Consider the following 13,120-nt stretch of genomic DNA (forward strand, 5'->3'; position numbering starts at 1 on the left):
GAGGGCCGGAGCCCGAAGGGCCGCGAGGCCAGATGCGCGCCCCGCAGGGGCAGCGCGCCGCACGGAGGACGGCACCCCTCAGGGAGCACGGCACCCAATAGGGGCGCGGGGAACTGCGCGAGAAACCACAACGCACGCGCACCCGGCAACGCACAGAACCCCCCGAGCTCTCCGCCGCAAAAGCGGGCGTAGGGCACCCTTCAGGGGCGCGGGGCTGTACTCAATATGCGGCTGGCGCCGCGCGAGCGCGACAAGCCACGACGCACGCGGCACCCGGCAACGCACAGAACCCCCCGAGCTGACCCCCGCAAAAGCCCAAGCCGGAAAGACCCCCACTCCGCAAAGTACGGCCCCCACGTCCGGTCAAACGCCCCCCGCGTACTTCTCATCGGCATGCGGATCCAACGCCAACCGATACCCCCGCTTGACCACAGTCTGAACGAGCTTGGGCGAACCCAGAGCCGTCCGCAGCCGAGCCATCGCCGTCTCGACGGCGTGCTCATCGCGCCCCGCACCCGGCAACGCCCGCAGCAGGTCGGCGCGGCTGACCACCCACCCGGGCCGACGCGCCAAGCAACGAAGCAGCGCCATCCCGGCCGGCGGCACCGGCCGCAGCGTGCCGTCGACCACGGCGGCGTGCCCCCGTATCTCCACCCGGTGACCGGCGACCGGCAACGGCCGTACCCGCCCCGGCAGTTCGGATGCGATGAGCTGCACCAGCGGCCCGAGCCGGAACCGTTCCGGCTGCCGGGTCGGCACATCGTGCCCCTGGAGCGGAAGCGCGGTGACCGGCCCGACGCAGGCGGCCAGCACATCCGTACGGAAGGCGTCGAGCAACTCGTCCAGCCGCCCGCGCTGTTCGGCCCGTTTCAGCAAGGAAGCGGCAGCCGGCGCCGAGGTGAAGCTCACCGCGTCGAGCCCCCGGGTCAGCACCGCGTCCAGCAGGCGGTCCACCGGCGCCAGGTCCTCCGGGGGCATCCAGCGGTAGACGGGCACGGCCACCACCGTGGCGCCGGCCGCCCGCAGGGACTCGCTGAAGCCGGGCAGCGGCTCGCCGTGGAGCTGCACGGCCACGCACCGCCCCTCCACACCCTCCTCCAGGAGGCGTTCCAGCACCTCGGCCATGGATTCGGAGGCCGGCGACCAGGCCTCGGTGAGCCCGGCCGCGCGCACCGCGCCGCGTACCTTGGGCCCGCGGGCCAGCAGTTCCACCCCGCCGAGCCCGCGCAGCAGGGCTTCGCCGAGGCCCCAGCCGTCCGCGGCCTCGATCCAGCCGCGGAACCCGATGGCGGTGGTGGCCACCACCACGTCGGGCGCGTCGTCGATGAGCCGCTTGGTGGTGGCCAGCAGCTCGGCGTCGTCGGAGAGCGGCACGATGCGCAGGACGGGTGCCCGCAGCACCGCGGCGCCGCGCCGTTCCAGCAGCGCGGTGAGCTCGTCCGCCCGGCGGGCGGCGGTCACCCCCACGGTGAACCCCGCCAGGGGCGCCACCTCGGCGGATTCGGACATTCGGTTGGAGTGCATAGGCTCTGCCCCAGTGTGACGTGAGGTGCGTGCGCCGGTGGCCGCGGACCGTCCCCTGATCGGCTGCCCCCTGCCCCGGCCGGCCCGCCGGGACCAGCATGGTCCCAAGGCGGGGTGTCGGCTTCGGTTCGTACCCATTTCCCCGGTGTTACGCGACGGGCGCCGCTCACGGCTCCGCGTACACGCTCGTCCGGGCCGGCGCGGCCTGTTCCTGCCCGGCTTCCTGGTCGGCGCGGGCGTCCTGCCGCCTGCCCGCGGCCGGTCGCAGGTATACGGCCCAGGTGACGACGCAGCACAGGGCGTAGAACACCAGGAAGGAAACGAACGCGGGGGTGCCGGAGTGCCGGCTGAGAAAGGACTCGCGGAAGGCGAGGTTGATGGCGACTCCGCCGAGTGCGCCGACCGCGCCGATCAGCCCCATCGAAGCGCCGGACAGCCGCCGCCCCCAGGCCGCGGCGGCCTCGCCGGTCAGGCCCCGCGCGAGCGCCTTGGCGTGGAAGATGCCGGGGATCATCTTGAACGACGAGCCGTTGCCGATGCCGCTGAGCGCGAACAGGGCGATGAAGCCGGTCAGGAACAGCCCCAGCGAGTGCCGGTCGGAGGCGGCGACGACCAGGCCGGTGGCGGCGGCCATCGCCAGGAAGGTGGCCAGCGTGATCCGCGTGCCGCCGAACCGGTCGGCCAGCCGTCCGCCGACCGGCCGGACCAGCGAGCCCAGCAGCGGCCCGATGAAGGTGAGGTAGGCCGCGTGCAGCGGGGTGCGGCCGAACTGGTTCTGCAGCACCAGGCCGAAGGCGAAGCTGTAGCCGATGAAGGAGCCGAAGGTGCCGATGTAGAGGACGGACATGATCCAGGTGTGCGGGTCCTTGGCGGCGGCGACGGCCGCGCCGGTGTCGTTGCGCACCGGGGCCAGGTTGTCCATGAACAGCGCGGCCAGCAGGGCGGCCACCACGATGAGCGGGATGTAGACGCCCAGCAGGATCCGGGGGTGCCCGGCGCCGGCCCCGGCGATCACGGCCAGCCCGACGAGCTGGATCGCGGCGACCCCGAGGTTGCCGCCGCCCGCGTTGAGCCCGAGCGCCCAGCCCTTGTGCCGCAGCGGGTAGAAGGCGTTGATGTTGGTCATCGAGGAGGCGAAGTTGCCGCCGCCGACGCCGGTGAGCGCGGCCACCAGCATGAAGGTGGTGTACGAGGTGCCGGGCTTCATCAGGAAGGCGGCGGTCACCGTGGGCACCAGCAGGAGCAGGGCGCTGACGATGGTCCAGTTGCGGCCGCCGAACCGGGCGACGGCGAAGGTGTACGGCACCCGGAGCACGCCGCCGACCAGCGTCGGCATCGCGACCAGGAAGAACTTCCCGGCCGGGTCCACGTGGTAGTCCGGCCCCATGAACAGCACCATGACCGACCACAGGCTCCACACGGAGAAGCCGATGTGCTCGGACAGGACGGAGAACACCAGGTTGCGGCCGGCGATCCGGCGCCCCTTCTCCGCCCAGAAGTCTTCGTCCTCGGGGTCCCACTGCTCGATCCAGCGACTCATCGCGCCTCCCGCCGTCGGAATGTGCAGCCGACCCTAGGAACGGCGCGTTTTCCCCCCGATGCCCCCAGGTGACGTCGCCGCAACCATGCACTCACCCTGCGGCGCCCCGTGCTGTGAGCGCCGGCCGCCGTCCGGGTGCCCTACTCCCCGAGCGCCAGCTCGAACCAGACCGTCTTCCCGATGCCGTACGCCCGCGGCTCGGTCCCCCACTTCGCCGCGAGCGCGTCCACCAGGGCGAGCCCCCGCCCGCCCTCGGCCTCGTCCCCGGCCGCGCGCACCACCGGCACCCCGTCCCCGGCGTCGCCGACCTCCACCCGCAGCGCGTCCTCCCGCAGCACGCACCGAGCGAGGATGTACCGCCCCGCCACCCGCGAGTGCCGCACCGCGTTGGTGACCAGCTCACTGACCAGCAGCACGGCCGTCTCGGCGACGTCCTCGGGCACCCCCCACGCCTCCGCCTGCCCCCGCACCCGCCCCCGCGCCCGCCCCGCACTGCGCGGATGACAGGCCAACCACCACTCCACATCCCTGGGTTCGGCATCTCGCGGGGCAACAGGCGTGCTCATGCTGACTCAGCTCCGGCCATACGTTCTCGGTGACGGCCGGTCACCTCACCGGCCCACCCCTTATCGTCACGACCCGACCCCCCACCCCCAAGCCCCGCGCCGTCTCGCCCCGTTCCGGGGAACAACCGCCTGAACCCTCTCTTACGGGTGGGCCCGCTCGTCCCCTCGCCCCGGATGTACCGCGCGCCCTCGGGGAACACCGCCCCCGTCAGAGCCGCCGCTCAATGCGGGCCCTGATCCCGGCGGCCCGGGGATCGTCGTAGCCGGCGAGTTCTTGCAGCGCCTCGACCCAATGGCGCCGGGCCGCCGCCGGGTCCGCGTCCACCAGGGCAGCGGCCAGCCGAACGAGTTCGACGGCATGGTTCCAGGTGTCCCCGAGTTCCCGGTGGACGGCGACGGCCCGGCGGTGGAAGTCCGCGGCCTCTTCCGGGCGGTCCATCCGCAGATAGGTTTCCCCTGCTCCTCGCCAGGCCAGCGCCTCCCGGCTGCGGTCACCGAGCCGCCGGTGCAGCATGGCGGACCGCTGGTACGAGGCCAGCGCGTCGCCGTACTCCCCCGCGGCCTGCTGCACCGTGCCCAGCGTGATCAGCAAGAAGCCCTCGAGGCGGTGATTGCGCAGCGCAAGCGCGATGCCCAGTGCCTCGTCGACCGCTCGCCGGGCCTCGGCGATCTCGCCCTGCTCGCAGTGGAGTTCGGCGAGAACGTACAGGATGTTGCCGACGCCGCTCTGGTTGTCCAGCTCCCGGTGGAGCGCAAGGGCCTGCCGAGCAGCGGCGCCGGCTTCGGGGAGACGGCCTGCTTCCTGGCGCGTACTGGCCACGTTGGACAGTGCTATGACTGCCCGGTGCGTGTCGTTCTCCTCGCGGAAGATCGTCTCCGCCTCCGCGAAATGGCGGTCGGCGAGCCCGAGACGACGACTGTCCAGGTGGATCAGGCCGATGAGGTTGAGGGAACGGGCCTCCTCCGGACGGTGACCCGTGTCACGGGCGAGCGCCAGGGCACGCCGATGGCAGTCCAGGCTCTCCTCGAAACGGCTGACTGCTCGCAGGACGATGCCCAGCCGGTTGAACAGCAGAATCCGCGGGTAGGCCGGAGTGCCGGACCGCTCGGCGGCTGCGAGACCCGCCCCGGCCACGCCGACCCAGTCCCCGGGCGGGGACGACGGGGACCGCGCGTTCCCGGTCGCCAGCGCCAGCCGCCAGGCGAGGTCGTCGAATCCGGCAGAAGTCGCGGCCCGGACCGCGCGCAGGCAGTTGTCGTACTCCCGCTCGGCCCAGTCCACGGCCGCGTCGTAGTCGGCGAAGGCCCCCGGGACCACGTCCGTCATGGGTTCCGCGAGAGGCACGCGCGGCTCCGCCGGTCTGATCCGTTGCTGCGCCGCGTCGGCCGTGCGCAGATACCAGTCCAGAACGCGCCGCAGCGCCGCTTCCTGGTGTTCAGGCGGCTCCTCCGTGTGCGCCTGGTCGGTAGCGTAGGCCCGCAGCAGGTCGTGGAACTGGTAACGATCGGGGGCGGTCTGCTCCAGCAGATGAGCGCCCACCAGGTCGTCCAGCAGCTGCCGGGTACGGGGCACAGGTGCGCCGGCCAGGGCTGCCGCCGCGTGCAGGCCGAACTCGGGCCCGGGGTGCAGCCCGAGCAGCCGGAAGAGGCGGGCCGCCGGGTCCGGCAGGGCGCTGTAGGACCAGGCGAAAACCGTACGGACTGCCTCGGCCTCGTCATCGCTGCCGGTGCTCAGAGCGTCCCACAGTGCCGATTCGTCGCGCAGGTCGGCGATGAGGTCGTCCAGTCCCAGGTGGGGGTGGGCGGCAGCCCGTTCGCCGGCGATCCGCAGCGCAAGGGGCAGACGGGCGCACAGGTCGGCCAGTTCGGACAGCTTGTCCAGATCCTCCTCGGGCCGGTACCCGCTGGTGACCACCCGCAACAGGGCCACTGCCTCCGCGGCCGGGAGGGTGCCCAGGGTCAGTCGCCGTGCCCCGTCGCGTACGGCGAGCCCGGCCAGCCTGCTGCGGCTGGTCACCACGACCAGGCTGTCCCCGCTGCCGGGCAGCAGCGGGCGCACCTGTCCGGGCGTGGCAGCGTTGTCGAGCAGGACCAGCATCCGGCGGTCGGCCAGCAACGACCGGTAGAGCGCGGCGGCGCCGTCCAGGTCCTGGGGCACGTCGGCGGCCCGTACGCCGAGCGCGCGCAGGAACCCGTGCACCGCCTGCACGGCGGTGACCGGCTCCGCCGGTTCGTAGCCGCGCAGATTCGCATAAAGCTGACCGTCGGGGAAGCGGTCCGTTACCTGATGGGCCCAGTGCAGCGCCAGCGACGTCTTCCCCGCGCCCGCCGTGCCGGCTATCACGTAGACGGAGACGACCGGACGACTGCCGTCCTGCCCGGTCAGGATCGCGTCCAGTTCGGCGAGCTCACCGGTCCGGTTGACGAAACCGTGTACGTCCGCCGGGAGTTGCCGAGGGGTCGGGCCGGGTGCGTCCGCCCGTTCGGGTCCGGCCATGTGGTGGAAATGGATGCCCCCGGAAACGTCCCCCGCCTGTACGACGTCACGCGATTGCCCCGAGAGGTCGTTGGACATCTCGCGCCGTTGTCCGTCGTCCCCGTCCGTGCCGCTGATCGCCCGCTCCTCTCAGGCCGCAGGCGGCGGGGGAAGGTCCGCCACCGCGCGGTCGAAGTAGGCCGTTACGTCCTCGCCGGCTGCGTAAACGTCGCTGATGAAGGCTACCCAAGGGCGCACAATGTCCGGATCGGTGAAGCGGATCGCACCTTCAGCGACCCCGGATCCGCTGTAGAGCACGCGGAACAGCGCGCGGCCGTCCAGGATCGTCAACTCGGGCAGGAGCCCCCCCCGCTTCTGCTCGGGACAACGCTTCCGCGAGGACCACGCGAATCCTGTGCCCGCACAGGGCGCGCTGCCGCAGCGAATGCAACTCCCATTGCAGGTAGGGCGTCAACGGCTCCTCGACCACCCGTACCCGGTGGAACGGCGAGCCGTTGCGCACGTCGGCCTCGGCGGCGCGGCGCAAGGCGTCTTCGCGTCCCGCCATCAGCCGCAGCGCGGCCTCCCAGTCGCCCCGGCGCATCGCGTCCCGGCTGGCGCTGCCCTCCTCCTCGAAGTGCTGCAGCCGCTCCAGCTTCCACGAGTCGCCGTTGCGGATCGCCGTGCGGCGCTCACGGAAGTCCCGCGAGTACGTCTCGTCGGTCAGCACCTCGCCCTGTTCCAGCGGGAGAGCCGGAGCCAGCAGATCAAGCATCGGGGATTTCCGCCTTCGCCGCACTGAGCATGTTGCCGGGGATCACGACCAACCGCTCACTCGGACCGAGCAACACGCCTTCCGGGAGCCGCGAGTTGTACTCAGCGGTGAGGTCCCGGCCGATCACGGCGATGTCGCCGTTGTCCAACTGCCAGATGTCCGGGCACTTGTCCTCCTCGTCGGAGTTGCCCAGCTCCTTCGCCGATTTCCCCAGCCTGCGGACGAATAACGCGGACGGATCGGCTTCCCACGCGGCGGTCACGGCTACCCCTCGTCATTACGCCCAGTTCTCCCAAGAGTACTTGGAGTACCCGCCGCGACCCCACTTCCGCGCGCAGAGAACTACCCCTCACGGGTGAGGGATCACCGTATGCATCTTCCATCTCGCACTACGGCACTACTCTGCGCAGTACGCAAAGACTACGGGAGGACAGCGGGCATGCCACCGACCCCACGCGAACTCAAGCCGTCCAGCTCGGCCAGGGCCCTCTTCGGCGCGGAACAGCGGCGCCTGCGGGTGGCGGCCGGCATGTCCCTGGACCGCATGGCGGAGATCGTCAACTACAGCAAGTCCCACCTCCACGGCGTGGAGGTGGCGGAGCGGCTCCCCCTCCCACCCCTCCCGGAAAAGCTGGACATGGCCTTCGGCACGGGTGAGCTCTTCGCCGGCCTGTGGGAGGTCATCAAGCGCGAACGCACGCCCAAACGGTTCGACCACTGCCTGGAGTTGGAGGCGAAGGCGGTAAGAATCCAAGCGTACGGAGCGAGTTTGGTGCCCGGCCTCCTACAGACCGATGCGTACATGCGAACGCTGATCCGCTGGGCTGATCCGGGCATCAGCTCCAAGAAGCTCGACGGGCTGGTCGCCGAGCGCCTGAGCCGCCAGGAAGTGCTCCGCAAGGACAACTCACCCGACTTCTGGGCGGTCGTCGACGAGGCGGTGCTCCGCCGTGCCGTGGGCGGGCATGCCCTGATGGTCGAACAGTTGGCGGCGCTCCTGCCGTACGTGGACACGGGCCGGACCACGATTCAGGTGGTCCCGTTCGCGCGCTGCGAAGGCCCCCTCATGCGCGGCACGCTCACGTTCCTGACCTTGCCCGACAACTCCATGGGGCTCTACGAGGAAGGTGACGAAATCTGGGATGTGTTCGAAGACCGGCAGACGGTTACCCGCCGCCTCTGGCAGTACGATCGAATGAAGGCGTGCGCGCTGTCGCCGAGTGCGTCCGCTTCCTTCATCGAGGCCGCCATTGAGGACCACAGACATGCGAGCGACCCCTGGCCGTACCCCCATCCAGTGGCGTAAGTCCAGCTACAGCGGAGGCGCGGAGGGCAGCGAGTGCGTTGAGGTTGCCACGGATACCCCCAACGTGGTCCCCGTCCGGGACAGCAAGGACCCCCACGGCCCGGTCCTCACCTTCACCGCGGACGCCTGGGACTCCTTCCTCACCGCGCTGAAGCAGAACGAACTGCCCACCGTCTGACGGTCATCGGACACAGTCCGGGACGACGCGCGCCCGGACCGGCTGAATGTCGCATTCGCCCATGGGGGGACCAAGGTGGCCGGTCGACGGTATTACGAGGCGCCGGACCGTTACGTACCGGATCCGGCCGACCCGGTACGGTCGGTGTTCCTGGCCGGAGGCATTACGCATTGCCCGCCGTGGCAGAGTGAGGCGGCGGCCGGGCTCGGCGAGTTCGTCGTGCTCAACCCGCGGCGGGCGGACTTCGACGTCGCCGACCCGGGGCAGACCGATGACCAGATCGCCTGGGAATTCCACCATCTGTGGCTCGCCGACCTGACCCTCTTCTGGTTCCCCGCCTGCGACCCGGCCCTGACCGTCCAGCCGATCACCCTCTACGAACTGGGCGCCGCGGCGGCCACTCCCACCCGCCAGATCGTCGTCGGCACCGACCCGGCCTACCCCCGCGCCACCGACGTCCGCCTCCAACTCACGCACGCCCGCCCCGGCCTGACCGTCCACTCCACCCTCACAGCCACAGTGACCGAGGCCCGCCGGCACCTGGCCCAGTAACGACCGGGAGGGCCGTCACCCGAGCTGGGGCAGCCCTTCGCCGCGAAGGAAGGCGTCGATGCGGTGCCGCATGGAGCGGTGCATCGTCAGGGCGCCCACCTCGTCCCGGGGGACCCAAGCCACGTCCCGGGATTCGTCGCTCGGGGTCGGGTCGCCGCTGACGTAGCGCGCGGTGAAGACGACGGAGAACTCCTGCCGGACCTCGTCGTTGCTGGTGTAGTGGACGACGTGGCGCGGGTCGGTGTAAATGCCGACGAGCCCGGTGATCCGGCAATGGATTCCGGTCTCCTCCAGGGTCTCCCGCACCGCGGTCTGCGCAATGGACTCCCCGATGTCCATCCCGCCCCCGGGCACCGCCCAATTGCCGTTGTCGCTCCGCCGAATCATGAGGATGCGTCCCGCGTCATCGGTCACAATGACATTCGCCGAGGGCACGATGCTGTTTGCCTGCGGCGCGCTCGGGTCGTCGAAGTAATCGATTCGGGTCCCCACCCCGCACACGCTACATCACGCACAGCCACTCTGAGTGACCAACCGAACAAACCCCACCCCGCCCCGACCCGGGCGAACCGCCAAGGCCGCATCCGGGAGAACCCCCTCGGGAAACCCCGAGCGCACCGCACGAGGCCGCCCCCGGAAGAAGGCCGGGGGTAGGGGGGCGGAGCCCCCCTGACGGGGGGGTGCGGGTGGGCCGCAGGCCCCCCGCCGCGCGCGGCGGAGCCGCGCAGAAAACGACGAAGGCGAGGTGGTCTGCGCTTCTCAGCAGACACACCTCGCCCCTCGACGAGTGGAGATGGCGGGAATCGAACCCGCGTCCTGTGGTGCGGAACCAGGGCTTCTCCGAGCGCAGTCCGCTGTGCTTTTCTCAGCCCCGGCGGTCACGCGGACAAGCCGCCGACGGGCTCAGTCACTGTTTGATTTCCTGTTGAGACCCGTGACCGGTCTCAGCAGTTTAGTTCCCTAGATGATGCCAGGATCCGGGTCGGGAACAGCCCCGGGCTGACACTTCGCAAAGTCGCTACTCAGGCAGCGAGGGCGAAGGAATCGCGCTTGGTGTTGGCGATTATTGGTTTCGGCATATGGTTAACGAGATCATTGCCGCTTCCTCGGCTCGCTTCCCCTGCTTCGACATCCCCAGTCGAAACCGATCATCCCCATGTGGTGTTATCAAGGTGCACCGCCCGTCACCGGGCGGAACCTCTTCATTGTACGGGATCAACGCAGACCGGGGCCAGTGCATTCCTGGCGGGTCCACCCGTACGTCACCCGCGCGGGGGACCGCTCAGGCGCGCTGGCGACGCCGGGCCGCGGACATCGCGCGGTCGGCCTCGCGGCGGTCCTGCTTCTCCCGCAGGGTCTGCCGCTTGTCGTACTCCTTCTTGCCCTTGGCCAGGGCGATCTCGACCTTGACCCGGCCCTCCTTGAAGTACAGGGCGAGCGGCACCACGGTGTGGCCGGTCTCCTGGAGCTTCTGGGCGAGCTTGTCGATCTCGGAGCGGTGTAGCAGCATCTTCCGCTTGCGGCGCGCGGCGTGGTTGGTCCAGGTGCCCTGGGTGTACTCGGGGATGTGCACGTTGTACAGCCACGCCTCGCCGCCGTCGAGCTGGGCGAAGCCGTCCACCAGGGAGGCGCGGCCCAGGCGCAACGACTTCACCTCGGTACCGGTGAGCGCCAGGCCCGCCTCGTACGTGTCGAGGATGTGGTAGTCGTGCCGCGCCTTCTTGTTCTGCGCGATCATCTTGCGACCGGTCTCTTTAGCCATGATCCGGCCATTGTCCCACTACGAGGCCGCCCCGAGGCCAGCGAATACCTCGCGGCTGTCGGCCACGGGATCCTGGTCGCCGGGCACCTGGACGTCGGGGGTGATGCCCTTGCCGTCCACCTCGCGGCCGTCTGGCAGCGTGTAGTGGCCGACGGTGAGCTCGGCGACCGACCCGTCCGGCAGCGCGCTGGGCATCTGGACCGTGCCCTTGCCGAAGGTGCGCGAGCCCATGACGACGGCCCGCCCCCGGTCCTGGAGGGCTCCGGCCAGCATCTCGGCCGCGCTCATGGTGCCGCCGTCGACCAGCACCACCAGCGGCGTGCCGGTGTCGCCGCCGCCGGCCGCGTACAGGGCGTGCTGCCGGCCGTCGACGTCGTACGTGGCCACCAGGCCGCCGTCGAGGAAGGCGGAGGCGACCGCGACGGCCTCGGTGACCAGGCCGCCGGAATTGCCGCGCAGGTCGAGCAGGACGCCGTGGCGCGCGCCGCGGACCGCCTGCCGTACCTGTGCGCCCACCCCACGGGTGAAGGCGTCGATCTTGACGACGGTGGGGCCGTCCGTCTCCCGGGTGACGGTGACGGCCTCGGTGGCGAGGGTGGCACGCCGCAGGGTGACGGACCACGCGCTGCGGCCGCGTTCCATCGCGAGGGTGACGGTGCTGCCCGGCTGGTTGTCGCCGCGCAGGTCGGCCACCACCTCGGTGACGGCGAGGCCGGTGCAGTGCGTGGCGCCGATGGCGGCGATGACGTCGCCGACCTGGACGCCGGCCCGGCCGGCCGGGCTGCCCTGCTGGACCCGGGCGACCTGGATGCGGCCGCCGTCGATCCGCCGCACCCACAGGCCGACCCCGACGTACCGGCCGTCGAGGGCCTGCTGGAGCCCCGCGTACTCCTGGGCGGTGTAGAACGACGACCAGCGGTCGCCGCTGCGGCTGACCAGCTTCTCCACGACCTGCGGGCCGACCGTGCCGGACGCGATCTCGGCCGCGATCCGCGCGGTGTCGGCGGCGGCCCGGCCGTCGTCGCCGCCACTGGAGCTGTCGGTGCCGGTGTCCGCGCCACCGTCGGTGCCGGTGCCCGTACCGCTGTCGGCCGGCTTCCCGGTGCCGCTGCCCGGCGCGGTGGCCCGGGGCGCGATCCGGCGCGCGCCCGCCGCGTCGGCAACGGTGGCGATACGGGCGGAGGTCCCGCCGTGCGACCGCTGGCCGCCGGCCGGTTCGGCGAAACTGCCCGCCGCGGCGCCGGTCGCCAGCATGGTGCCGAACACCAATGTCAGGGTGGCCCCGCGGCGAATGCGGCGGGGCGTCCCGAACAGCGACGGGCCGGACATGGGCGGAAGTCTAGGCCAGAAACGGGCGGCGTACGGAAGGTTGCCCGTGACGTGGCGTACACCACGCCTGCGCGCGCCGGTCGGTACCGACCGGTCCTTCCGTACGCCGCCCGTGACGTACCGTCAGGAAATCCAGGTCCGGGGCCGGGCCCGGCAGGTGCGCGGCCGGGCCCCGACCGGCTCAGACCTTCAAGTACCGCCGCAGCGCGATGAACGCGGCCAGCGCCGGCATCAGGACGCCGATGAGCAGCACCAACGGCAGCACGGTGACCACCGCGTCCCAGCCGATGAAGGACACCAGCGGGATCTTCTCCTGGAGCCGCAGCCCCTTGTCGATCAGGAAGTAGCGGCCGCCGAGCAGCATCGCGCAGGCCAGTGCGGCGCCCACCAGGCCGGCGAAGGCGGCCTCGGCGATGAACGGCATCTGGATGTAGAAACTCGACGCGCCGACCAGCCGCATGATGCCCGTCTCACGCCGTCGGCTGAACGCCGAGACGCGCACGGTGTTGACGATCAGCAGCATGGCGACGGTGAGCATGAAGGCGAGCACCACGTACGCGACTCTGGTCATGCCGTTGAGCAGGTCGAAGAGGTTCTGCAGCACCTTGCGCTGGTCCTCGACCGTCTGGATGCCGGGCCGGCCGGCGAAGGCGCTGGCCACGATCTCGAACTTCGTCGGGTCCTTGAGCTTGACCCGGTAGTTCTCCTGCATCTGGTCCGGAGTGACGGTGCTGGCCAGCGGGTTGCCCTTGAACTGCTCCTGGTACCGCTTGTACGCCTGCTCGGCCGACTCGTAATAGACCCGCTCCACGACCGGCAGCTTCTTCAGGTCGGCCAGGATCGACTTCTTCTGGTCGTCGGTCACCGCACCCTTGTCGCAACTCGGCGTCGTGCTCGCGTCCGCCTTGTTGCACATGTAGATGGTGACCTGAACCTTGTCGTACCAGTAGCCCTTCATCGCGTTGACCTGCTTGTTGGCGAGCAGGGCGCCACCCGTGAGGGCGAGCGAGAGCGCCACGGAGATGATGACGGCGAAGGTCATCGTGAGATTGCGGCGCAGGCCGACACCGATCTCCGACAGGACGAACTGGAGACGCATTCTTGCTGGTTCC

12 protein-coding genes, 1 other RNA gene and 1 pseudogene are annotated in these 13,120 nt (G+C 70.7%); 3 read left to right on the top strand and 11 right to left on the bottom strand.

Going from position 1 to position 13,120, the window contains the following annotated elements:
* Positions 1 to 363 precede the first annotated feature (363 nt).
* From ITX44_RS30655 to ITX44_RS30680, 6 genes and pseudogenes are all read right to left on the bottom strand, one after another.
* The gene (locus tag ITX44_RS30655) at positions 364 to 1,509 is read right to left on the bottom strand and encodes a uroporphyrinogen-III synthase (RefSeq protein WP_307795572.1); all 1,146 of its coding nucleotides are present in this window, start codon (positions 1,507 to 1,509) and stop codon (positions 364 to 366) included.
* Positions 1,510 to 1,690: 181 nt separating this feature from the next.
* Positions 1,691 to 3,064, bottom strand: a complete 1,374-nt coding sequence (locus ITX44_RS30660; protein ID WP_205361245.1) for a nitrate/nitrite transporter — start codon at positions 3,062 to 3,064, stop codon at positions 1,691 to 1,693.
* A gap of 140 nt (positions 3,065 to 3,204) precedes the next feature.
* Positions 3,205 to 3,507, bottom strand: coding sequence for an ATP-binding protein (locus ITX44_RS30665; protein WP_372441041.1), 303 nt, complete (start codon positions 3,505 to 3,507; stop codon positions 3,205 to 3,207).
* A gap of 331 nt (positions 3,508 to 3,838) precedes the next feature.
* Positions 3,839 to 6,127 (bottom strand): ATP-binding protein, encoded by a 2,289-nt coding sequence (locus ITX44_RS30670; RefSeq protein WP_205361248.1) that lies wholly within the window; start codon positions 6,125 to 6,127, stop codon positions 3,839 to 3,841.
* Positions 6,128 to 6,256: 129 nt separating this feature from the next.
* Positions 6,257 to 6,881 (bottom strand): annotated as a pseudogene (locus ITX44_RS30675) (DUF6879 family protein).
* Positions 6,874 to 7,143, bottom strand: a complete 270-nt coding sequence (locus ITX44_RS30680; protein ID WP_205361250.1) for a hypothetical protein — start codon at positions 7,141 to 7,143, stop codon at positions 6,874 to 6,876. Before ITX44_RS30680 ends, ITX44_RS30675 begins: the two are co-directional and overlap by 8 nt.
* A gap of 177 nt (positions 7,144 to 7,320) precedes the next feature.
* On the opposite strand from ITX44_RS30680, the gene ITX44_RS30685 reads away from it, so the two are divergent.
* From ITX44_RS30685 to ITX44_RS30695, 3 genes are all read left to right on the top strand, one after another.
* A complete protein-coding gene (locus tag ITX44_RS30685; RefSeq protein ID WP_205361252.1) occupies positions 7,321 to 8,187 on the top strand; it encodes a helix-turn-helix domain-containing protein in 867 nt (288 codons plus the stop codon).
* On the top strand, positions 8,147 to 8,365 hold the full coding sequence (locus ITX44_RS30690) for a DUF397 domain-containing protein (RefSeq protein WP_205361254.1): 219 nt from the start codon (positions 8,147 to 8,149) through the stop codon (positions 8,363 to 8,365). Before ITX44_RS30685 ends, ITX44_RS30690 begins: the two co-directional genes overlap by 41 nt.
* A gap of 75 nt (positions 8,366 to 8,440) precedes the next feature.
* Complete coding sequence (locus tag ITX44_RS30695) at positions 8,441 to 8,917, top strand: nucleoside 2-deoxyribosyltransferase domain-containing protein (RefSeq protein WP_205361256.1); 477 nt, start codon at positions 8,441 to 8,443, stop codon at positions 8,915 to 8,917.
* A gap of 15 nt (positions 8,918 to 8,932) precedes the next feature.
* On the opposite strand, the gene ITX44_RS30700 is transcribed toward ITX44_RS30695, so the two are convergent.
* From ITX44_RS30700 to ftsX, 5 genes are all read right to left on the bottom strand, one after another.
* Entirely contained in the window at positions 8,933 to 9,409 is a 477-nt protein-coding gene (locus ITX44_RS30700; RefSeq protein ID WP_205361258.1) for an NUDIX domain-containing protein, read from the bottom strand.
* A gap of 293 nt (positions 9,410 to 9,702) precedes the next feature.
* Positions 9,703 to 10,073: a transfer-messenger RNA gene (ssrA, locus tag ITX44_RS30705) on the bottom strand.
* Between the two features lie 126 nt (positions 10,074 to 10,199).
* Positions 10,200 to 10,679, bottom strand: coding sequence for an SsrA-binding protein SmpB (smpB, locus tag ITX44_RS30710; protein WP_205361265.1), 480 nt, complete (start codon positions 10,677 to 10,679; stop codon positions 10,200 to 10,202).
* Positions 10,680 to 10,697: 18 nt separating this feature from the next.
* Positions 10,698 to 12,008 carry a S41 family peptidase gene (locus ITX44_RS30715; RefSeq protein WP_205361266.1) on the bottom strand — a complete coding sequence of 437 codons (1,311 nt, stop codon included), beginning with the start codon at positions 12,006 to 12,008 and terminating at the stop codon, positions 10,698 to 10,700.
* Between the two features lie 181 nt (positions 12,009 to 12,189).
* On the bottom strand, positions 12,190 to 13,107 hold the full coding sequence (gene ftsX / locus ITX44_RS30720) for a permease-like cell division protein FtsX (protein ID WP_205361267.1): 918 nt from the start codon (positions 13,105 to 13,107) through the stop codon (positions 12,190 to 12,192).
* Between the last annotated feature and the right edge of the window lie 13 nt (positions 13,108 to 13,120).

The sequence above is a fragment of the Actinacidiphila acididurans genome (genome assembly GCF_016918855.1).
Lineage (GTDB): Bacteria > Actinomycetota > Actinomycetes > Streptomycetales > Streptomycetaceae > Actinacidiphila > Actinacidiphila acididurans.